This window comes from Massilibacteroides vaginae (genome assembly GCF_900178525.1).
In the GTDB taxonomy this organism is placed as follows: Bacteria; Bacteroidota; Bacteroidia; order Bacteroidales; family Tannerellaceae; genus Massilibacteroides; species Massilibacteroides vaginae.
Genome location: NZ_FXDJ01000008.1, coordinates 695,547 through 718,976 on the forward strand (window position 1 = coordinate 695,547; position 23,430 = coordinate 718,976).

Genomic DNA, 23,430 nt, shown 5'->3' on the forward strand with positions numbered 1-23,430 from the left:
TTTTCACATAAAAAAAGCGAGGCTGTCCGAATTTAATCAGACAGCCTCGCTTTTTTATTTTAATTATTCCCACTCAATCGTAGCGGGTGGTTTAGAACTGATGTCATAAACAACGCGGTTCACCCCTTTCACTTTATTGATTATCTCGTTTGATACCTTAGCAAGAAAATCATAAGGAAGTTGAGCCCAATCGGCCGTCATCGCGTCTGTAGAAGTAACAGCACGTAAGGCGATTGTATTTTCGTAGGTACGCTCATCTCCCATTACACCGACTGAACGGATCGGTAACAGAATTGCTCCTGCCTGCCATACTTTGTCGTATAGCCCCCATTCACGTAAAAGAGAAATATAAACGTCGTCGGCTTCTTGCAATACGCTTACCTTTTCTGCCGTGATATCACCCAGAATACGAATGCCTAAGCCCGGTCCGGGGAATGGATGGCGAGCAATCAGGTGAGACATCATTCCCAGCTCCGTTCCTACTCGGCGAACTTCATCTTTAAACAACAGACGAAGAGGTTCAACCAATTTCAGATGCATTTTTTCGGGCAGACCACCAACATTATGATGGCTCTTTATCACCGTTCCGGTTATTGACAATGATTCGATCACATCAGGGTAGATCGTACCTTGTCCCAACCATTTAATGTCTTTGAGCTTGTGGGCTTCTTCGTCAAACACGTCGATAAACCCTTTTCCAATGATTTTACGTTTCTCTTCCGGATCAGTTACACCGGCCAAACGGGAATAGAATTTCTCACGCGCATTGACTCCGATAACATTTAGTCCCAGATGTTCGTAATCACGCAAAACGTTTTCGAATTCATTTTTACGTAACAAACCATGATCCACAAAGATACAGGTCAGGTTCTTACCTATTGCTTTATTCAGAAGAACAGCCGTAACCGAAGAGTCAACACCACCTGAAAGAGCAAGAATCACCTTGTCGTCTTTAAGTTGCTCTTTTAGTTCTTCGACAGTCGCTTCAATAAACGATGCCGGAGTCCAGTCTTTGGAACAGCCACAGATAGAAAGGAAGTTGTCCAACAATTGAGTTCCGTTTGTTGTATGAAATACTTCCGGGTGAAATTGAACACCCCATGTTTCCTCTCCTTCAATTTTATAAGCGGTTGCCTTTACATCATCTGTGCTGGCAATAACGTTGAATGATGCCGGCAAAGAAGTGATGGTATCTCCATGAGACATCCATATTTGTGCACCCGAAGTTATACCTTTAAATAACCGGTCGTCACTATCAGCGAAGGTTAGTTTGGCACGTCCATATTCGCGTGAATTTGCCGATTCTACACTTCCGCCGGAAGTATAGGCTAAAAATTGTGCACCATAACAAATTCCTAACACCGGATACTTACTACGAATCTCCGTCAGGTCAGTTTTAAAAGCGTTTGCATCATAAACAGAATAAGGGCTTCCGGAAAGAATAACCCCCTTAACATCTGTTGCATCATGTGGAAATTTGTTGTAAGGAACAATCTCGCAATAAGTATTCAACTCACGCACCCTACGGCCGATAAGTTGTGTCGTTTGCGAGCCAAAATCAAGAATGATAATTTTCTCGTGCATGCGATGTACAGTATTTAATTGAGTAGCGCAAAGGTAGTAATAAAAATATTATTCGTCGGGCAGGGATTCCTATTTTATGAAACTTATTCCTGCAACGCAGGCGTAGTGAATTTTTTATTCAGATAATCAATCACTTCTTGTGTTACATTGTAAGAATCTTTGGCATAAAGGATGTTATCCCCTCCTGTATTACTGAAGAATATACTTATCTTCTTTGTTTCATTATACCTTTTGATTTGCTGGATAATAGAATCATATAATTGCAGGTAGATACGGTCTTGCTCTTCTTTCAACTCTTTGGATAGTTGATTTTCCAGGTTATAAACGTCATGTTGACGTTGTAGTATCTGCCTGTATTCTAAATCGGATTGTTCGCGTGGAAGAAATGGGTTTTCTTCTAATCGTTGTTTGTATCGTCTCATCTGCTGTTCCAGATCACGTACTCGTTGCGTGATAATCGACCGGGAGTTTTCTTCCTTTACAAGGAGTTGACTACGCAGATCCATTGCCAGATAATATTTCAGCAATAAAGAGTCTACATTAATATACGCGAAAGAAAGTATAGAGACGGAATCTTGCGGCTCATCAGACTGGTCAGGATAAACAACATTTTTGTGTTTATTCCCGATCTGAAGAATAAATAAAAGTATTATTCCTACAGCCAAAACCCCATTTATAATATAATTTATTGTATTATGAGTCATAAATCACCGACATTCATTCCGGACACAAAAGTAATGGATTACGAACGAGTTTCAATATCTTATTGCATTTTGTAAGCGAATTTAGTATACTTTATCTTAATTGGCAATCTTAAACTCCTCTTTTTCCACTTTTTATAGGTCTGCGTTTCCTCCTTAACATAAAAGTAACACAAGTTACACGTCATTGTGACGCCTTTTAAACCGGCTTGAAATATCCGCCGTCTACTTTTGCTCCGTATTCTTACAATAGGATCAATAATAATATTTAGTGAGGAATGAGAACGATTTACAGAAATAACTTAGTTAGAAAACTTTATTTATTTATTACAGGGATTACACTATCATTCGCTATTTATGCGCAAACGGGTACGATCTGCGGTACTGTGTTTGATGCAAAAATGAAAGAACCTTTAATCGGTGCTTCAGTTCTGATAGCCGGAACTACAATTGGAGCTATCACCGATATCGATGGTAATTTCAGAATCGACGGGCTTAAATCGGGGGCAGTCTATAGTGTGTCTGCTTCTTATGTATCCTACCAAACAGAAATAAAAACCGACGTACCGGTTGTTACGCAGCAGGAGGCGGTTATACGATTTGAATTAAATGATGCCGGATTAGAGCTTGAAAACGTAGTGGTGGTGGGCAGAAAAAACAAAGAAAGTGAAAACGTATTGATGCTTGAACGACAGAAAGCGTCTGTTTCCGTAGAGCATCTTGGAGCCAGAGAAATGAGCGTGAAAGGCATTTCGAATGTAGCCGATGGGGTGAGGAAACTTTCCGGTATTTCAATGACCGGCAACGGACAGCTTTTTGTTCGCGGACTGGGCGATCGTTACAGCATTACCACGATGAACGGTTTGGTTATCGCCTCACCCAACCCAGACAATAAACTGATTCCTTTAGATCTCTTCCCGTCTTCTATCGTACAGAACATTACGGTAAGTAAGGTTTTTCAGGCGTCTACTTTTGCAGACTATGCCGGAGCGCATATCGATATTGCCACAAAAGAAAATCCGGGAAAAGATTATTTGAATGTATCGCTATCAACCGGAGGAAGACTCAACACAACCTTTAACAACTTTCGCTACTCCGACAAATCCGGAGGGTTGCGCATCAAGAATCTGCCGCAAGCGATTAAGAACATGTCGTCTAAAGATTTTATCGCGTATTCGAAACAGCAAAATCCGTTTGACGGGGAATTTTCTACACATAAAAAACAAGCGCTTCCGGAGTTAAGCGTAGGTTTATCTTTTGGTAAATCATGGGATACAGGAAGCGGAAATAAGCTGAACCTGATCGGCGCATTAGGTGTAAGTAATGATTACGAAACCCGGTTAGGCGCATACGTAACCACGCTAACAGCACAAGGAACCCAACTGAATGAGTTTACGTCAAACAACTTCGCCTACCAGACAAAAGCGTCTGCCCTGATTGGTTTAGGCTATCAATTCGCTAACACAAATCGGATTCGCTATAATTTCTTTTACTCCCGGTTGACAGACGATACTTATAAGTCGCGCGTTGGGTTTGACTCCGAAGGGAATAATTTAGAGGGTAGCAATAGTGTGTATCATCTCTATAGCCTAATCAACAACCAGCTGGACGGTGAGCATATTTTCGGAAAATGGACAATCAACTGGAATGGCGGATACGGTGTAACCGCCAGCGATGAACCGGACAGAAGACAAGTCATGTTTCTTCGTAAAGACAACGGAGAGTTAGTGTTGTTTAAACTGAATAAACAGGAAACAATGCGCTTCTTTGGTGAATTAGACGAAAAAGCGGGAATTGGCGACCTGCGTTTCAAATACAATTTCAACGAACTGAACCTGATTCGTTTTGGTGGGGCTTACCTGAATAAAAAACGTGATTATTTTTCCACACGCTTCTTTTACAACCTCAGTAAATTGAACCCTCAGATTGATAATTTTTACGACACAGACGGATTCCTGAATCAGGAAAACATTACCAATGGAACAATCGTGATCGACAAAAATCAACAACCCAAATTCAGTTATTACGCCGGAAGTGAGATCATAGCGGCTTTTGCCGAAACCGACTTTTACCCTGTAGAACAAGTACTGATTAACGCGGGGGTAAGATACGAACGCTCAACCCAATGGGTTAGATACTGGAACGATGCTGCACAGGAGAAATACACCGAACTCAATTCAAACGATATTCTTCCGGCATTGAACATCAAGTATGTAATAGACAGCAACCAGGCGTTACGATTCGGAGCATCACGCACTGTAACCCGTCCGCAGTTCATCGAAATGGCTCCTTTCCTCTATCAGGAATCTTACGGAAGTGCTTCCATACGGGGTAACGACGCGTTACAAAACGGATATGATCTCAACCTGGATCTTCGCTATGAATATATTTCGGGAACAGGCAGCATGTACTCCGTAACCGGATATTATAAACATTTAGATTCGCCTATTGAACGCGTACAGGAAGTGGCCGGAGGTTCTGCAGTTCACTCCTTTCTCAATGCCGGAGAAGGAACCGCGATGGGATTGGAAGCAGAAATACGCAAAACTTTCACGTCCGAATGGCGTGCCGGAGCAAATATTTCCTGGATGTACACACAGGTAAAACTACCCGAAGACGGAGTTTATACCGATAAAAAACGTGCGCTTCAGGGGGCATCTCCTTATCTGGCAAACGCAGACCTAACCTATGCTCCGGCCTTTGAAGGAGGAAACAACCTGACACTTACATTGCTTTACAACCTACAAGGTCCACGTATCTACACAGTGGGTATTAACACACTGGGTAATATAAAAGAAACAACTCGTCACACCCTTGATTTCAACGCCGGTTATGCGCTTAACTCAAGGCTCAGTTTTAAGTTTCAAGCCAGAAATATTTTAAGTTCCACCATCAAATTCCGTCAGGAAGTCGTTTCTACCGGGATAGAGGAAACCGTGGAAAGCTACAAAACCAATACGGCGTTGGAAATCGGTGCATCGTACAACTTTTAAAAACACCTTATAATGTTTTTCTCTTTTAATAGCGACACAAAAGAAAATATAAAGGATATTTTCCTTTTTCTACAGATATAGAAAAACTTTACCACAGATATAGAAAGCTTTTTCCACAGATATAGAAAAAGGAAAACAAAGGATATAAATAAAAAAACATAGATTATTAATTCGATTATTCAGTTATTAAATTAATTATAAACAGTTATGAAAAAGAATTTTTGGAAACTTAGTTCAATCGCGTTTACTTTAGCAACAATGGTGATATCCGCCTCATGCAGCAATGACAACGACCCGATAACAGAACCGGAACCCGAACCGGCAGATACCGAGCTGTTAGGTGAATTAACAGGAAAACTAACCCTTAAAAGCGGGAATGCGTATAATTTGACCGGTGGATTTACGGTAAAGTCCGGCGCTACCCTGACCATCGAACCCGGTGTAACGATCATCGCTAAGGAAGACGACATCGTTGATTACATATTGGTGGAGCAAGGTGCTAAAATTTTGGCGGAAGGAACTGCTTCTAATCCGATCATTATGACTTCCGAAAAGAAGGAACCGGGCGCATGGGGAGGGCTTCATATTTGTGGTAAAGCCAAGATCAATGTAACCGGAGGAACTGCAAAATCGGAAATCGGAAATGCCACTTACGGAGGAAATGAGGACGCCGACAATTCCGGAAAACTTCGTTACATCCGTTTGGAATATACCGGCTATTCATTTGACGAAGAGCACGAAGCAAACGGTGTTACCTTCTACGGCGTGGGCAACGGAACTGTGGTAGAATACTTACAGGCTTACAAAGGATCAGACGATGGCTTCGAATGGTTTGGTGGTTCGGTAAACGTTAAGTACTTAGTTGCGACAAGTTGCAGCGACGACTCGTTCGATTGGACACAAGGTTGGAGAGGTAAAGGGCAATTTTTGGTAGCATACCAGGAAAACGAATCTACCTTAGGTTACGACTGCGACTGCCTGATCGAAGCAGACAATGACAGTAAAGTATTCGGCGCAAGTCCGGTTTCTGCACCAGTGCTGGCCAATCTCACATTAATTGGAAACAATTCAACGGTGGGCACACGTGGCATCCGTTTACGCGCAGGAACTCAGGCAAAAATTTACAATGCGCTTGTAGACGGAAAAAAGAACACGCTGACTACCGAAACAACAGAAACAGAAACAGCACTCGACAACGGAACGTCTATCCTGAACAATATCTGGCTGGCTACGTCATTCAGCGGAAAAGAAGGTATCTATACGAGTGAAAAGTTCAACGCGGCTCAAGGTAACGCACAAAATAAAGCATTCACATTATCTAACAAGTATATCGGAACCGAAGCCGGAGGAACAGATTTAAGCAGCGATTCGTTCTTTGCAAAAGCTGAATACAAAGGTGCAGTTGCAAGTGAGAACGACTGGACAAAAGGTTGGACAAAATAATTTGTTCACAGACAAAAAGCGTATAAAATATGATTACTAGAGTTTTATTGGCTTCAATTTTAGTTTCAGGGACCTCGCTTGCACTGCAAGCGCAGGACCTTGTTCTTAGTGAAGGACAATACTATACGGATGATAGTCAGAGCGTTCTTTACACAGGCAGATATACCGAGTTTTATGAAGATGGTATGCTAAAGATGGAACTCTACCTGAAAGACGGTCGTCCGGAAGGCACATACGTGGTTTATTATCCGGATGGAAAAACGGCAGAAGTAAGGGCATACTACAAAGGTATTTTCCATGGCGAATGGCGTACATTTAACGAAAACGGCAACATAACGGGTTTGGGCACTTACAAGGAAGGACAAAAAGATGGTCCGTGGCGTATTTGGAATGATAAGGGAGTTTTGCGCTATGAAATGTTTTACAAAAACGGTCGTAAATCCGATACCTGGAGAACCTGGGACGATGAAGGCAATTTGTTAACAGAGCAGGCACAGGCCGAATAAATTTATAGAGACGCGCTATGCCGTGCGTCTCTATTATTCTTTTTAGTCCTCCGTTGAGTCAAAGTCGAAATCAAAATCAAAACCGTCGTTCATATATGAAGTACCGGTGAATTCCTGCATATCACGACGATCTTTTTTGGTAGGTCGCCCCATTCCTTTAGATCGATCAACAAATCCGGTGATACGATTCATTTCCAATAATTCATACTGATCCGGCGTTGTTACATTTTCCAGGTATTCCGAAACCAGCTTCGCTCCCATCCTGCGTTCGGTTAATCCCAACACCTTAAACGAATAGGTAACAGGAGGCTTACGTACCTGAATAACATCACCTACTTTAATCATACGGGAGGCTTTTACATTAACTCCGTTTATCGCGATACGATTTTTCTTGCAAGCTTCTGTTGCAATCGTCCGGGTTTTAAAAATACGGGTTGCCCACATCCATTTATCTATACGTACTTCTCCCATAACCTTACTTATGATTATATTGGTTCATCGTAATCTGCATTCCGGCCAAACAGAAACTACGCATTATCTCAACGGCCAATTTTTGTTTTTCCGGCAAGGCGGATAGCTCCTCCGGCGTAAACTGTCCCAACACATATTCAACCTGTCTGCCTCGTGAAAAGTTATCGCCAATACCAAACCGCAAACGGGCGTATTCCTGCGTGCCTAATAATTCCTGAATATTGCGCAATCCGTTATGACCGGCATCACTGCCTTTTGGTTTCAAGCGAAGTGTTCCATAAGGCAACGCCAGATCATCGACAACTACCAGCAGATTCTCTACGGGTATATTTTCCTTCTGAAGCCAGTATCTTACAGCGTGTCCGCTAAGATTCATAAACGTATTCGGCTTTAAAACCACCGCTTCCTTATTTTTTATCCTGCAGCGGGCAATAGCTCCATACCGTTCTTCCCTAAATTCAGCACCGGCATCATCAACCAGTCCGTTCACTAAGCGGAAACCAACATTATGACGGGTTCCCAAATATTCAGAACCAATATTTCCTAAACCTACAATCAAGTATTTCATGACTTAATATAAAAGAAAAGGGGAAGCACATTCAACAGAATGTTCCTCCCCTTTTATGTTGTTTATCTGTTGTAAAAAGCAACTACTTATTTGCTGGCAGCGGCAGCAGCAGCACCACGAGCAGCACGAGTTAACTTAACAGCACATACTACAGCGTTCTTAGCATTCATTAATTCCAAACCCGGGAATTGAAGAGAACCAACCTGTATTGTTTTACCTAATCCTAATGAGTTGATATTAACAACCAATTTTTCAGGAATTTGTGCATAAGGAGCCTTTACTTTAAGTTTTCTCATTTCAAGACTTAATTTACCCCCTGCTTTCACACCTTCCGCGTGTCCTTCCAGTGTTACAGGAACTTCAACTACGATTGGTTTTTCATCAAATACTTCCAAGAAGTCGATGTGCAGAATTTCGTCTGTTACCGGATGAAATTGGATATCTTTAAGAATAGCTTTTACTTTTTTATTCCCTTTGATGTCTAATTCTACAATAAAGATTTCAGGAGTATAAATTAGTTTACGAACACCGTCGTTAGAAACAGTAAAGTCTGTTACGATTACTGCACTGTTTTTTTCTAATTCTACTAACTTATCACCTTTAGACACTTTACCTTCGTAAGGGAAAGCAACAGGTGAACTTCCATACAATACAGCAGGAATTAAATCTTGTTTACGCAATTCTCTAACGGCTTTCTTTCCAAGGCCTTCTCTTGCTTCTCCTTCTAATTGAAATGTTTTCATTTTTTTGTTTTTTTTTGTGTTACTCAAAATTAGTGCTTCCTAATTTCCCATCACACGATGCTGGGTATAAAAAAGCGTGGCAAAGATACGCCTTTATTTTTATCTTACAAGCGTTTAGGTTAGATTGTCTTCTCGATATTCCACACAAAAGCCCGTAATCCTTGCGCTTCTGTCGCTTTATCTAAAGCATGAAGTGTTTCGAGTAATTTATCCACCTTTTCGTCATCAATGATTGTCAGGATTGCCGAGTTCATCGTTGCCCAGGCATGACTACCATAATGGGGGTCTCCTGTTTTAGTACCTCTTCCTCTTACGCTGTTATTCCAGGAAGTATATCCGCGAATATTCTGCTTGTCGAGAATGGTCACTATATTTTCAAAATAAGCCTGATTGAATGATATAAATACTGCTTTCATATATTTCTATTTTAGAACCGGAAAGGAAGAAACGAACTTCCTTTCCGGATTAAAGTTTATGCAATAGTTGCAGATGTGCGAAGTACTTTCGCATGTTTCTTACGTCTGCGTTTAATTCCGTTTCCGGCGAATACACAGTATATCGTAGGTACAATAACTAGTGTAATTAAGGTTGATACGGCCAACCCAAAGGCTACAGTCATACCTAATGAACGCCACATCTCAGCACCTTCACCCTGACCAACTGCCATTGGTATCATACCCAGAATCGTAGAAATTGATGTCATTAACACCGGACGCAAACGAGACTTTCCGGCTGTGACCACGGAGGTAACAACACTCATTCCTCTTTCACGACAAAGGATCGTATAGTCGATCAACACGATACCGTTCTTTACCACAATACCAACCAACATCAATACCCCGATCAAGCCCATCACACCAAGAGGAGTTTGGGTTACGAATAAGCCCAGTATTACTCCGGTAAAGGCAAACGGAACCGAGAACATGATTATGAATGGGTCTACCAAAGACTCAAACTGCGACGCCATCACAATATACACCAATATAATGATCAGTAACAATAAGGTTCCAAGATCTGTAAATGTGTCTTGCTGATCTTCAAAAGTTCCCGCAAGAGTCCAATCAATATCTCCCGGTACTTCTATTTTAGACATCTCCGTTCTGGCTGCGGCCACGATATCACTTAATGCAGCACCCGGAGCAGCAATAGCCTTAACAGTAATTATACGTTCTCTGTTCTTACGTTCGATTGTCGGAGGAGTCATACGTTCTACAACCTTACCCACTTCGCGTAAACGAATGCCCTTACCTTCATTATTCACAATCAGGATGTTTTCTATATCCTCAACAGATTGACGGAATTCTAATCCATATCTCACACGGATATCGTACTCATCCCCGTCTTCACGATATAGGGAAGCTACCGTACCGTTAATACGGTTACGTAGGAAGGTAGCAGCCGTAGAAATATTCAGTCCGTTCAACGCTAATTTTTCGCGGTCGAAATCAACCTGATATTCCGGAATATACTCGCCTCGGCTTATCGTTACCTGCGAACATCCTTTTACATCACGCATTCTACGGGCAGCTTCATTCGCGATTGCATCCGTACGGGCAAAGTCGAAGCCATAGATTTCAATATCCACCGAACTCTCTCCTCCCATACTGCCATCACCTCCGGCCAATACCTGGAATTCACGAATCTCAGGGTATTCGGAAAGATCTTTACGCATCATGTCACAGATTTCAACCAATCCTCTTTCACGTTCACCAACGTTTACCAAACTGATATAACCCGAAATAATATGTGTTCCATTATCATTCATCTGCGCGAAAGTATTATCGGAATCGGCTTGTCCTTCACGCAAACTCAGCATCCTGATTTCAGGATATTTCTCGCGGAATTTCTTATCGATATCCAACGTTAAATCTCTCGATATTTCCTGGCGCGTACCTATTGGCAATTTAATATCAATTGAAATACGCCCGTTGTCCTGCGTTGGAAAAAACTCCGTTTTCAGGAATGGAACAAGCATCATACTTCCGATAAATATAAGCGCGGCACCGGCCATTACTGTTTTCCTGTGGCGTACAGCCCATCCAAGGAAACGTGCATAATACACATCTAAGCTTCCCAGGGCTTTTTCAACAGGAACAAAGAATTTTGCATATAATTTTCCTTTCTTCGAATTCAGTTTAAGCAGTTTGGATGCACTCATCGGAGTAAGCGTCAACGCAACAACTGTAGAGATGATCATAATAATTGAAACAATCCATCCTAATTGCTCAAACAAGATTCCGGCCATACCGGTTACCATCGTCAACGGAAGGAACACAGCCAACATGGTAAGCGTAGAAGCTACAACCGAAAGCGCAACTTCGGTTGTTCCATGAACAGCCGCCTGCTTCGGTTCACTACCCCGTTCAATATGCGTCGTAATATTTTCAAGAACCACAATAGCATCGTCAATAACCATACCGATCGCGATAGACAGCGAACTGAGCGAGATGATATTGAGCGTATTTCCTGTCATCAACAAATAAATAAAACTTGAGATCAGCGAAATAGGAATAACCAACATGATAATAAACGTTGCTCTCCAGCGTCCGAGGAAAAGGAACACCACCAACATCACCACAATAAATGTGATGGTTATCGTTTCAACAAGACTATCAATCGTATTAAGGATATTTGTTGATGTGTCGATAACTGTATCAATCTTGATATCAGAAGGCAATGTTTCCATAATTTCCGGAAGATTTTCCCGGACTCTGTTTGCAATCTGTACGGAGTTGGCTCCCGATTGTTTCTGGATAATAATCATCCCTCCTCGTACACCATTGTTGAATGACTCCTGCACACGTTCCTGAACAGAATCATGAATCGTAGCAACATCTCTCAGGTATACAACCTTGCCGTCTCTGCTGCCCACAACAAGGCTAAGCATCTGACTGGCTTCGTTAAACTCACCTTGCACACGCAAAGAGTACGTGTTTGAACCTATATCAATACTACCTCCGGGAATATTCCTGTTTTCTGCAGCGATCAACGAAGCGATTCCTTCGATCGTTACACCATAAGCTTCCATCTTATTCGGATCACAGAATATCTGCACTTCGCGCAAGGGTGTTCCTGCAATAGACACAGCACCAACTCCACTAACACGCGCCAGCGGGTTGGCTACTTTGTCGTCAAGAATCTTATACAACGCATTTGTACTTTCTTCTGCCGTAACGGAGAGGATCAATACGGGAATATCATCAGTACCGAACTTAAAAATAATCGGCGAATCAGAATCATCGGGAAGCATCGACTTTACAGCATCCAGCTTATCCCTCACATCATTTGTTGCAACGTCGATATTTGTTCCATACTCAAACTCCAGTGTAACAACAGAAATGTTTTCCCTGGATTGAGATGATATATGCTTTAAGTCACTTACCGTGTTCAATACATTTTCCAACGGTTTTGTCACGTTCATCTCGATATCACTGGCACTTGCTCCCTGATATGAGGTCATAACCAGAATCGTATTAGTCTCGATATTCGGTAGCAAGTCTACGGAGAGCCTTGACAACGAAAAAAGACCTAATATAACGAGAGCCACAAATATCAACGTTGTTGATACCGGCTTACGTACTGCGGTTGAATATAAACTCATTTTCTACAATCTTATTTTACAACTTCAACTTCAACTCCATTCACAAGGTTAGACTGTCCGGAAACAACTACCGCATCCCCATTGGTCAGGCCTGAGAGGATTTCATAACGGTTACCCATACGTCTTCCCAATTCAACTGTTATAAAAGACACTTTTCCGTTATTATAAACATAAACGTACCTGTCTCCTGAACCGGCTTGTTTAACGATGGCAAGGTCTGGCACCACAACATGGTCTTCAACCCCGAAGCTCAGCGTTACACGCGCGAACATTCCCGGACGAACCCGTTCATCTGCATTGTCTATCTTAAGTTCCACCGGAAATGTACGGGTAGATGCATCGATAGTAGGATAAATCAAACTCACTTTTCCTTTAAATGTTTCCCCTGGATATACATCCATTCTAACATCTACGTTTTGTCCTTTCTTCACTGCAGTAAAATAAGTTTCTGAAACATTTACAATTAACTTTACAGGGCGAATCTGTTCTACCGTATAAATTGGCGTAGAAGCACTATACAAGTCGCCATTATCATAATTGCGCGCAGTGATAATTCCGGAGATCGGGCTAATTAATTTGCTGTTTTCTTCTAAGTTTTTATACATCGTACGCGTAACGTCGAGTTGCGTTTTCAGCGCGTCCCAGCTCGATTTAGAAGCGCCTCCTACTTTATATAACTCGTCGATACGATTAAATTCAAGTTCCTGATTATCCAATTGAATTTTGGTTTGTTTCAAGTTTGTTTCATCCATCGTGGCCAGTAATTGTCCGGCTTTCACACGATCGCCCACTTCTACCTGCAACTTCAGGATACGTCCGGGAGATTGCGGTGCAATGTTGTTAATAATGTTTGGTTCGACCGTTGCCGTAAACTCCTGTGATTGATCTACAGCCTGAACATGTACTGTTTCTATTCTCACTTTGGGTTTTTCTTCCTCAACCACTACATTCTTTTTTTCACCGGAACAGGAAGCCAGTAGAGCTAAAGCCACTGCAGGTAATAAAAACAAATTTTGATTCGCTTTCATATTATTTTTTTTCATTATGTTATCAATTAATTTATTTTGCCATTTGTTTTCCAAGCACTTTATCCAGTTCGGATTTAGCGACCATATAATCGTAAATAGCTTGATTAAAGTTTAGTTTTGATTGTGTAAGTGCCAGTTCGGAATCATTCAGCTCTAACAATGTTCCGGCACCGGTATCGTATCTTTTCTGAGCGATTGAATATCCTTTTTCTGCCTGCATTACTCCTTTTTGAGCGGCGTCAAAACGTTTCACACAAGTACTCATATTGTCCATTGATTGTTTGATCGACAATTTCAGGCTACGTTCCAGATCATCCCGTTGATAGCTTAACTGAGCCAAAGAAACACGTGTTTGTTTAATTTTATTCTGTTTAGCACCTCCTGAAAACACAGGAATAGTCAACTTCACTCCCACCATAGAATAAGGATTCCATTTATAATCACCAAACTTAAAGTCGTTGTTCATAGAGGTCCATTGATACAACCCTGATAAAGAAAGTGTAGGCAGATAATCGAACTTCTCCATCTGCAGTTTCGCACCCAACTGACGACCTTGAATATCAAACTGTCTTAAGTTTGTATTATCAACCAAAGCCGTGTCGGTAGCAACGAAATCATCAAACAACTCGGATTTAAAATCGGCTAAAACACCTTCGCAGGCAATTTCCTGTTCCAGATCCATACCCATTAATGCTTTCAACTGCCACTTTGCCAATACCAGCGAATTTTCTGCCTGCAGCATATTCGGTTCAACATTGCGCACACTTACATCCGCGCGAATCAAATCGTATTCGGCCACCAAACCCTGGTCATACTTCTTTTTAATATCCGTATAATTCTCCATGGCATTGTCGTAGCTTTCTTTAAAAACACGATAAGAATCGTTAGCCAACAATACACTGTAGTAACTTTTCCGCACCAGATTCACCATATCAATTTTTGATGAGCGGGCTTGTTCTACAGCCAATTCTACGTCAAGTCCTGAAATCGACAAGCTTTTCCATAAGGCAGCATTAACAAGCGGCATACCGGCAGTAAAGCCAAAGTTCCAGTTGTTATCACGTCCTACTTCCATACCATCTTTCATAGAAGATGCATCCACTCCGGGAATTTCAGCTCCTCCCATGTCGAAGTCCATATACATCACTTGTTTTTTGATCGTACGATTATAGTCCGCACCAAAATCAACCTGTGGGAAAAGTGCCGCATAAGAACCTTTCTTGGCATACTTTTTCTTTTCAATCTCTTTGTCAGCAACTTTCACAGTAGGGTTCTCGCTCAACGCGATTTCAATCGCCTTATCCAAGTCTAACGACAAAACATCATCTGTTTGAGCCTTAACCGAAGTCAATAGGCCGGCAGACATAAGTGTCATCGTGACTAACCTCATCTTTTTACCAACTAATAACCGTTTCATTTTAAACATTTTATCTGAATATTAATCTACTTAATAACATTTAGTTTTTACTTAAATCAAATCGTTTCTTTCGAATATGCCGTTCCAGTCTTTCGTTTCCTTTTGCCGTACATATACCTCGCAGAAAAACAAGAACGATTGTAGTGTATACTTCTCTTGATGAAAATTGCGAGAAAGATTGAGACGGACGAATCATCTTCGAATAACTTCTCGACATAAGAATCAGAATCTCAAAATTCACATCGCCCACAAAAACACCTTCTTCAACACCTCTTTTAAACCAATTTGAAAATATTTCGTGAAAAAATTCCTTGTACCGCCCCTGTGCCTCTCTCACTTCCGGATATTTCTTCAGATCATCGTAAAATTTAGGACTATACCATCTCGGCATTTCCATAATCTTTTCGTAGAAGTAATAGAAAAGATCAATTACCGATTCTGAATCTTTTTCCAAACGCTTAATCAAACTTACATGCTCAATATAGTTGTATTCCAACGCCTCCGATAGTAAAGTTCCTTTGTCTTCAAAATATTCATACAAAGTCCGTTTGGATATATTACTATTCCTTGCGATCTGGTCCATACTAACCCCTTTCACCCCATAGCGTGAAAAAAGATTAAGAGCATCAATTATTATTTCTTTCTTGTCCACGATTATAAAACTATTCTTTTCACAGTGCAAATATCACACATATTAAGAAAACTCAAATGGTTTATTCCGGTACACGATTGGTCAAAACAGAAACCCTGAGCTATGAAAACAAGTAAATCAAGCTTTTTTTTGTTCCAAATCGAATAGGGATATTACAAAAACACTATATTTGCCCTAAAAAAAGCATGGACAAACTCCCATTAATTGAAATGAGAGCATTAAAGACTCTCGCTAATGTAGATTCGTTCAACGAAGAGTTACTTATCGCAGAATTAGATGGCAAATTGGCATCCAACCATGAGAGTGAGGATTTCTCCGCACCTGTCAGGATGAATGCCATGATCATTATTATTACGCTTCAGGGCTCATCCGATTTTTGTTTGGATTATGTTCATAATAAAACAACAAAAGGACAATTAACAACCATATTTCCATCGCACACCGTTCAATTAATGGATGTTAGTCCGGATTTTAAAGCCAAAATGATAGTTTTGTCTAAAGACTTCTTAGACGGTTGGTTGGATAAACGCACCCCTTCTATGATCAACTACCTGAAATTGGTAAAAAACCCGTTTACACAGTTGGACGAGAAAGAAATGATATCTCTTCTTGAAGGCATCTATTCACTCCAACAAAAAATAAAAGATCGCACCCATTTTTTTCAAAGAGAATCACTTCAGGTTTGCGTTATTTCTATTCTTATTGAATTGGGCAATATATTCATGGGTAAAAAGGATGGGATGACCAATGAGTCCCTTTCCCGAAAGGAGGAATTACTGAATAAGTTTCTTGAATTACTATTCGTTCATTGCAAAGAGAAACATCAGGTAGCGTTTTATGCCGACAAACTTTGTATATCTCCTCAGTATTTGTCTCTTATACTAAAAGAGCGAACCGGAAAATCGGCAAGCAAATGGATTGATGAGGTGTTGATGACAGAAGCCAAGATATTGCTTAAATCGCCGAACATCACTGTGCAGCAGGTAGCAAACATGTTAAATTTTTCGGATCAGTCTACGTTTGGAAAGTTCTTTAAAAAGCATCAAAAAACATCTCCGTTAGAATACCGGAAATCTTAGCCTATACATTAATATATATACAAAGCCCCCGGACACACTGTCCGGTTCGGCTACCGCGTACTTAAATCCGAATCGATTTAACATTTCAAATTCACCCACAAAATGAAGGTGCCAAATCTGCATCCTTTATATTTCAAAACATAACCTTTATTTTTCCAAAAATAACCTTTATGTTTAGAAAAATAACCTTTATGTTTTCATCCATATTTAACCTACTGATTACAAGCGATATACGCAATGGCAAAAAAAAGAGAAATTTACCCCTGATTTTAACTTAAAAAGTAGGAAAAACAGTTTGTGACGAACCGTTATTATTCATTGATCCGCCATTCTTTTTTCAGGTGTAATAAAAGTTACATATTTTATCGCTAAACATTCCGTATTTTTACACTGCTAATTTAATATTGAGTTTAATTATGGTAGAAATACATGCACATGAAGTACTTCACATGATGGAAGGACAAAGTTATACAGAGGAGACATTAAAAGCCGATATTATTCAACGCTTTGGCGCAGACGCCCGTTTTTATGCCTGCTCGGCCAGCGATATGGACGTAGACGCGCTACTTCTCTTTCTTAAAAGAAAAGGAAAGTTTATGGACATAAACGATGGCTTTACCGTTGATCTTAGTAAAGTTTGCGATCATTAACATCAAAAAATCCCGGATCAGAACAGTCCGGGATTTTTTGTTTTTAATATCGCGATAGCCTTAGCTTCAATCTCTTCTTTAAAATCACAGCCATTCATTGATTGGAAAGCGGTATAAACCACCTCCCATTCCGCTCCGCGAAAGGAGACTTCCACGTCTTTTAAAGCCGCCGCCTCTTTCAATGCTTCTGATATTTGATTATACGCATTGATATTTGTGAGATTCTCGAATAAAAGTTTGTCGATCATGTTAATGCTTATAATTTGAATTTTTACAAAGGTATTATTTTTTATGATTGTTTTATAATATCGGATATTTACATATATTTGTGAAAAATACTGTAATCGGAACATATTTTCACACAATCGTAATATGCTTTTTGCAATTATTAATTATTCACAGCTTACTTTTGTACAATTATAACTTAATAGTAATGTCTTATGTTAATGATTAAAATCAGAACTTTTTTACTCCTCTTTTCATTAGCCTGTGCTTATCCCATAGCAGCACAAGTAACTACAGCCAGTATGAGCGGTATAGTAACCGACACAGAGGGGGCTGTAATTGGCGCGACAATTGTTGTTACGCACGAACCTTCCGGAACTACCTACGGAACAATTACCAATGAGAACGGACGATACACATTAAGCGGAATGCGTACAGGAGGTCCATATAAAGCGGAAGTATCTTATATAGGTTATCAGCCGGCTGTATATACAGAAATTCAATTACAACTCGGTGATAACTATTTATTGAATGCTTCTTTGAAAGAATCAAGTGAAGAACTTAGCGAAGTTGTCGTAACGGCTTCTAAAAACAGCAACATGAAGTCCGACCGCGCCGGTGCGATCACAAATATAAACAGCGAACGAATGGCTTTGCTTCCTACAGTAAGTCGCAGCATGAACGATGTTATGCGTCTTACACCGCAAGGGGGTAACACAGGAAATGGTTTCGCAGTTGGTGGTGGTAACTTCCGCCAGTCTTTTGTAACGGTAGACGGTGCTGCGTTTAACAACGCATTTGGTATTGGCTCGAACCTGCCTGCAGGGGGATCGCCTATTTCTTTGGATGCTTTGGAACAGATATCCGTATCGGTTACTCCTTACGATGTACGTCAAAGCGGTTTTACAGGTGGTGCCATCAACGCGGTAACCAAAAGTGGTACGAATCAAATAAAAGGTACGGCTTATACTTATATCAGCAACCAGGATTGGAAAGGTAATCATGTAGCTGATGTTGATTTGACCAGAGAAGAGTCTAAATACCATACTTACGGTGGTAGTTTGGGTGGAGCAATTATTAAAAACAAGCTTTTCTTCTTCATCAACGGCGAGTATGAAGATAACGTAACAGCCGGTCCTTCGGCTAAGGCTCGTAGTAGTGAAAGTGCAGACTGGGGTAGTAATACCGCAAACATCCATCGTCCTACGGTTTCAGACATGGACATGATGAGTAATTTCCTGCAAACAAAATACGGATATAACCCGGGACGCTATCAAAACTATTCCATTGAAACTCCGGCTTATCGCCTGTTGGGAAGATTAGACTGGAACATCAACAATGATCATAAAGTGAATGTTCGTTTTTCACGTACACACATGAAAGATTCGAACAGTCCTTCCAGCTCTACATCACCACTTACAACCAACACTATTTATCCCGGGGGTGACGGTATCAGCGCAGGAAGCGGACGTACTTCTTATCCGGGTCTTTACTTTGAAAGCTCTCGTTACTATCAGGAGCAAAACTTTACATCGTACGCTGCAGAATGGAACTCTAAATGGCTGAACGGAAAGCTGAACAACACCTTACGTGCAACTTATTCTTATCAGGAAGAACCTCGTACATACGTTGGTGGCGCATTCCCTACGGTAGACATTCTGAAGGCAGGTTCGGTTTATGCCTCTTTTGGCCCCGACCCCTTTACACCGGGCAACTTGCGTGAAGTAAAAACACTGTCGTTTACCGACGAAGTGTCGATGAGTATCGGTATGCATAACTTATTTGCCGGTATACAGTTCGAAAGCAATGACGCGGTTAATGGTTTTATGCAAGGTGGTAATGGTTATTATATATTCTCGTCGTGGGAAGATTTCGCGAACGGAAACAAGCCTTCCGCTTTTGGTGTCACCCACTCCAACTCCGAAGATTTGTCGCAGTTTGAGGCTAAAATGAAAACGCAACAATATGCCTTTTACGTGCAAGACCAAATAAACTTCAACGACAACTTCAAACTGACTGCCGGTCTGCGTTTTGAATTGCCGGTTTATCCCAATCTGAAAAACAATTACAACGAAGCTTATTACAACTTAAACTTCGCGAAAGAAGGTCAGCCCGAGCGTCATTTCTCAACCGACCAATTGCCATCAGCCAAAATATCCGTATCGCCAAGAGTTGGATTCAACTGGGATTTAACAGGCGAACGTAAATATGTGTTACGTGGAGGAACGGGTATCTTCGTAGGACGTTTGCCTTTTGTATGGTTAGTATCTGCAGTCGGCAATTCAAATGTCGGACAAACGCAATACTACTATAATACAGCAGCCCAGGCAAGTGGTGTTCAACCAGGCTTCCATGCTAATGTACAAGACATTTTAAAGGAGCTTTATGGTGGAAACTTTAAGCCGGCCGAAATAACTGCCCCTTCTTCTCCAACCATTATTGATAAAGATTTGAAGATGCCTTCTACCTGGAAAACCTCATTGGCATTCGACGCCAAGCTACCGGGAGATGTTGATTTTACTGTTGAAGGAATTTTCAACAAGGATATTAATCCGTCTGTTATTACCAACGAGAATTTATATGCTGACGGAAGCACTATTCAGCTTTCTCCGAACGATGTTAGAAATAAATACGCCAGGTATACAAGAAACAATGCTTTCCTGATTACTAATGCAGGTGGTAAAGCGCACTACTATTCTATCACCACTCAGTTGGCGAAGAATTTCAATTTTGGTCTTGATCTTTCGTTTGCTTATACTTATTCTAACTCCAAAGCCTATAACGATGGATTGGGTAGCCAGGTAACTTCGGCATACAGAACTAACACCAACTCCATAAACGGAGTAAACGATAACGAGATTGGTTATGGTAGTTATGTATCTCCTCATCGTATTGTGGCTTCATTAGGATACCGCATTGGCAATGACAAAACTTCGTCGGCATTCTCATTGATTTACGAAGGAATGAACATGGCTTATAATGGAGGATATGCTGCAACCCGCTATTCTTACACCTTGGCCGGCAACGTAGTTGGTGATGGAGGAGCAAACAACCTGCTCTATATACCATCCAGCCGCGAAGAACTGAACAATTGGGTTTTTGCTGAAGAAACAAGACCCGGTACGCCTTATATGATTACTGACGATAACGGAGAGAAAATTGTTTACACAGCAAATCAACAGCGTGATGACTTCTGGGCATACATCAATCAGGATAGCTATTTGAAGAATCACAAAGGGGAATATGCAGACCGTAACGGTGCTGTAATGCCTTGGCATCATCAATTAGACTTCAAGTTCGTACAGGATTATAACTTCTTAGTAGGCGGAAAGAAAAACACGCTGCAATTCGGTATCGACGTAAAGAATTTCCTAAACCTGTTAAACCGTGATTGGGGTCTTTATAAAAGTGTAAATAACAATTCATTGTTATCATACAACACCGCGGAAGGAACAGCAAATGGATATACTTTCCAACAAAACAACGGAAAAAGATTAACTGAAAGCTACACGAAATACAATAGTTTTGCTTCCACTTATTCTATTCAGTTTAGCTTACGCTATATCTTCAACTAAGAAGATTGTATTTACGAAAAACCGCTTTGTGAATTAATCGCAAAGCGGTTTTTTTTATCTTTCCTGTTTTCCGCATTGAGGCATCTTATAAATATTACTTGATGATTGGGTATAGTTCGAGTCGACAGTCCGGATCACCTCTTTTCAAAAGACATATTTTAACACAAAAACACATAATAAACCTTTCACTTCCATTTTTGACATCAATCCCAAAATGCAGTTTTGGAGAGAGATTTCAGGCATATTTGCTCCGAATTGTGCCATATTTAAAAGTTATTGGTTTGTTTAGATACATATTTAAAATTAGTTTAAAGTTTAACTAAATGCAAAAAAGCCCAAAAAGTAATATGTTCGGATTTCCACTAGGTTGTTTTCGTAATATTGTAATTTTGAAAACAGATTGAAAAAGGTTAATATAGAATTGTATGGAAGAAACAAAAGGTAATGTTTCACAGGTGATCGGGCCGGTTGTGGATATCCACTTCGATAATGAAAAAGGAGTAAAAATAGTACTACCCCGTATTCATGATGCCATGGAGATAGCCCGTCCCAATGGAAAAACGTTAATTATTGAAGTACAGCAACATATTGGAGAAAACACTGTACGCACAGTCGCTATGGACACGACAGACGGACTACAGCGGGGAATGGAAGCCATTTCATGTGGCTCGCCTATCACCATGCCGGTTGGCGATCAGGTAAAAGGCCGTCTGATGAACGTCACCGGTGATTCGATTGACGGGATGAAAGAATTAGACCGGAAAGGGGCACTCCCTATTCATCGTGAACCCCCAAAGTTTGAGGATCTGACAACCAGTCAGGAGGTACTTTATACAGGCATTAAGGTAATCGATCTGCTGGAACCCTACTCCAAAGGGGGGAAGATCGGACTGTTCGGAGGGGCCGGTGTGGGTAAGACTGTTCTTATCATGGAGCTAATTAATAACATTGCTAAAAAGAATAATGGTTTTTCCGTCTTTGCCGGCGTAGGTGAACGTACCCGCGAAGGGAATGACTTGCTGCGTGAAATGATCCAGTCGGGCGTAATCCGGTATGGCAAGGAGTTCAGGGAAAGTATGGAAGCCGGTAATTGGGACCTGTCGAAGATAGACCACGAAGAGCTTGCCAAATCGCAGGCCACGCTGGTGTTCGGGCAGATGAACGAACCGCCCGGAGCACGCTCGTCGGTGGCCTTGTCCGGGCTAACCATCGCCGAATCATTCCGCGACCTGGCACCGGAAGGCGAAACACGCGACATTCTGTTCTTTATCGATAATATATTCCGTTTCACCCAGGCCGGCTCTGAAGTATCCGCCCTGCTGGGACGTATGCCATCTGCCGTAGGGTATCAACCAACACTGGCCACTGAAATGGGAGCCATGCAGGAACGTATCACTTCGACAAAGAAAGGTTCGATCACCTCCGTTCAGGCTGTTTATGTACCTGCCGACGACTTGACCGACCCGGCACCGGCCACCACCTTTACGCACCTGGATGCCACCACTGTGTTGAGCCGTAAGATTACCGAGCTTGGCATCTATCCGGCTGTGGATCCGCTGGAATCAACCTCCCGTATCCTCGACCCGCTGGTTGTTGGAAAGGAGCATTACGAAACAGCTCAGCGCGTAAAACAAATTCTTCAACGCAACAAGGAACTACAGGATATCATCTCTATCCTGGGTATGGAAGAACTTTCGGACGAAGACCGTCAAACAGTAAACCGTGCCCGCCGCGTACAACGTTTCCTGTCGCAGCCTTTCACTGTGGCAGAACAATTCACCGGCATACCGGGTGTCATGGTTTCTATCGAAGATACTATTCATGGTTTCAATATGATTATGGATGGCGAGACGGATGATATCCCCGAACAGGCCTTCCTCAATGTTGGTACGATTGAAGATGTGATTGAAAAAGGAAAGCAATTGGCAGAACAAGCAAACTAATAACGTATGGAACTGGAAGTCATATCTCCCAAAGGTATATTATTTAAAGGAGAAGCGATATACGTATCCTTCCCTGGCGTTGCCGGGATGTTCGATGTTTTACCGCATCACGCTCCCATGATAGCCGCGCTGAGAGAAGGTGCTATCCGGTATCAGACTAACAAGAAGGAAGGAGAACAAGAAATAAAAATACAGAGTGGATTTGTTGAAATAAAAAACGATATCTTGTCTGTATGCATCGAATAAACAAT

At 41.3% G+C, this 23,430-nt stretch carries 19 protein-coding genes; 8 read left to right on the forward strand and 11 right to left on the reverse strand.

Annotation, left to right across the window (positions count from 1 at the left end; all coding sequences use genetic code 11):
- Positions 1-63: 63 nt before the first annotated feature.
- Both guaA and B9Y81_RS08200 read right to left on the reverse strand, forming a co-directional pair.
- Positions 64-1,584 (reverse strand): glutamine-hydrolyzing GMP synthase, encoded by a 1,521-nt coding sequence (guaA, locus tag B9Y81_RS08195; RefSeq protein ID WP_085536490.1) that lies wholly within the window; start codon positions 1,582-1,584, stop codon positions 64-66.
- A gap of 83 nt (positions 1,585-1,667) precedes the next feature.
- Positions 1,668-2,288, reverse strand: a complete 621-nt coding sequence (locus B9Y81_RS08200) for an OmpH/Skp family outer membrane protein (RefSeq protein ID WP_085536491.1) — start codon at positions 2,286-2,288, stop codon at positions 1,668-1,670.
- A 275-nt stretch (positions 2,289-2,563) separates the two neighbouring features.
- Between B9Y81_RS08200 and B9Y81_RS08205 the strand changes: the two genes are divergently transcribed.
- The 3 genes from B9Y81_RS08205 to B9Y81_RS08215 all read left to right on the forward strand — a co-directional run bounded on the left by B9Y81_RS08205 (position 2,564) and on the right by B9Y81_RS08215 (position 7,227).
- Positions 2,564-5,278 (forward strand): TonB-dependent receptor, encoded by a 2,715-nt coding sequence (locus B9Y81_RS08205; protein WP_085536492.1) that lies wholly within the window; start codon positions 2,564-2,566, stop codon positions 5,276-5,278.
- A 207-nt stretch (positions 5,279-5,485) separates the two neighbouring features.
- Positions 5,486-6,721, forward strand: coding sequence for a hypothetical protein (locus tag B9Y81_RS08210; protein WP_085536493.1), 1,236 nt, complete (start codon positions 5,486-5,488; stop codon positions 6,719-6,721).
- A gap of 29 nt (positions 6,722-6,750) precedes the next feature.
- A complete protein-coding gene (locus tag B9Y81_RS08215) occupies positions 6,751-7,227 on the forward strand; it encodes a toxin-antitoxin system YwqK family antitoxin (protein WP_085536494.1) in 477 nt (158 codons plus the stop codon).
- Positions 7,228-7,269: 42 nt separating this feature from the next.
- Here B9Y81_RS08215 and B9Y81_RS08220 read toward each other — a convergent pair whose 3' ends face one another.
- The 8 genes from B9Y81_RS08220 to B9Y81_RS08255 all read right to left on the reverse strand — a co-directional run bounded on the left by B9Y81_RS08220 (position 7,270) and on the right by B9Y81_RS08255 (position 15,707).
- Positions 7,270-7,698: an RNA-binding S4 domain-containing protein gene (locus tag B9Y81_RS08220; protein WP_085536495.1), complete on the reverse strand. Its 429-nt coding sequence runs from the start codon at positions 7,696-7,698 to the stop codon at positions 7,270-7,272.
- 4 nt (positions 7,699-7,702) lie between these two features.
- Positions 7,703-8,266 (reverse strand): aminoacyl-tRNA hydrolase, encoded by a 564-nt coding sequence (gene pth / locus B9Y81_RS08225; protein WP_085536496.1) that lies wholly within the window; start codon positions 8,264-8,266, stop codon positions 7,703-7,705.
- A gap of 86 nt (positions 8,267-8,352) precedes the next feature.
- Positions 8,353-9,009 carry a 50S ribosomal protein L25 gene (locus B9Y81_RS08230; RefSeq protein WP_085536497.1) on the reverse strand — a complete coding sequence of 219 codons (657 nt, stop codon included), beginning with the start codon at positions 9,007-9,009 and terminating at the stop codon, positions 8,353-8,355.
- 119 nt (positions 9,010-9,128) lie between these two features.
- A complete protein-coding gene (locus B9Y81_RS08235; protein WP_085536498.1) occupies positions 9,129-9,425 on the reverse strand; it encodes a PG0541 family transporter-associated protein in 297 nt (98 codons plus the stop codon).
- A gap of 56 nt (positions 9,426-9,481) precedes the next feature.
- Positions 9,482-12,610, reverse strand: a complete 3,129-nt coding sequence (locus B9Y81_RS08240; RefSeq protein ID WP_085536499.1) for an efflux RND transporter permease subunit — start codon at positions 12,608-12,610, stop codon at positions 9,482-9,484.
- An 11-nt stretch (positions 12,611-12,621) separates the two neighbouring features.
- A complete protein-coding gene (locus B9Y81_RS08245; RefSeq protein ID WP_085536582.1) occupies positions 12,622-13,638 on the reverse strand; it encodes an efflux RND transporter periplasmic adaptor subunit in 1,017 nt (338 codons plus the stop codon).
- A gap of 31 nt (positions 13,639-13,669) precedes the next feature.
- Positions 13,670-15,055, reverse strand: a complete 1,386-nt coding sequence (locus tag B9Y81_RS08250) for a TolC family protein (RefSeq protein ID WP_085536583.1) — start codon at positions 15,053-15,055, stop codon at positions 13,670-13,672.
- A 40-nt stretch (positions 15,056-15,095) separates the two neighbouring features.
- On the reverse strand, positions 15,096-15,707 hold the full coding sequence (locus B9Y81_RS08255) for a TetR/AcrR family transcriptional regulator (RefSeq protein ID WP_085536500.1): 612 nt from the start codon (positions 15,705-15,707) through the stop codon (positions 15,096-15,098).
- Positions 15,708-15,892: 185 nt separating this feature from the next.
- Here B9Y81_RS08255 and B9Y81_RS08260 point away from each other — a divergent pair, with 185 nt between their 5' ends.
- Positions 15,893-16,786 (forward strand): helix-turn-helix domain-containing protein, encoded by an 894-nt coding sequence (locus B9Y81_RS08260; RefSeq protein WP_085536501.1) that lies wholly within the window; start codon positions 15,893-15,895, stop codon positions 16,784-16,786.
- 416 nt (positions 16,787-17,202) lie between these two features.
- Complete coding sequence (locus tag B9Y81_RS08265) at positions 17,203-17,436, forward strand: YecH family metal-binding protein (protein ID WP_085536502.1); 234 nt, start codon at positions 17,203-17,205, stop codon at positions 17,434-17,436.
- 17 nt (positions 17,437-17,453) lie between these two features.
- Here the strand turns inward: B9Y81_RS08265 and B9Y81_RS08270 are convergent, their stop codons facing one another.
- Positions 17,454-17,684 carry a hypothetical protein gene (locus B9Y81_RS08270; RefSeq protein WP_139822906.1) on the reverse strand — a complete coding sequence of 77 codons (231 nt, stop codon included), beginning with the start codon at positions 17,682-17,684 and terminating at the stop codon, positions 17,454-17,456.
- Between the two features lie 192 nt (positions 17,685-17,876).
- Here B9Y81_RS08270 and B9Y81_RS08275 point away from each other — a divergent pair, with 192 nt between their 5' ends.
- The 3 genes from B9Y81_RS08275 to B9Y81_RS08285 all read left to right on the forward strand — a co-directional run bounded on the left by B9Y81_RS08275 (position 17,877) and on the right by B9Y81_RS08285 (position 23,425).
- Positions 17,877-21,236 (forward strand): TonB-dependent receptor, encoded by a 3,360-nt coding sequence (locus B9Y81_RS08275; protein WP_085536504.1) that lies wholly within the window; start codon positions 17,877-17,879, stop codon positions 21,234-21,236.
- 425 nt (positions 21,237-21,661) lie between these two features.
- A complete protein-coding gene (atpD, locus tag B9Y81_RS08280; RefSeq protein WP_085536505.1) occupies positions 21,662-23,179 on the forward strand; it encodes a F0F1 ATP synthase subunit beta in 1,518 nt (505 codons plus the stop codon).
- A gap of 6 nt (positions 23,180-23,185) precedes the next feature.
- Positions 23,186-23,425, forward strand: coding sequence for a F0F1 ATP synthase subunit delta/epsilon (locus tag B9Y81_RS08285; protein WP_085536506.1), 240 nt, complete (start codon positions 23,186-23,188; stop codon positions 23,423-23,425).
- The last annotated feature ends 5 nt before the right edge of the window (positions 23,426-23,430 follow it).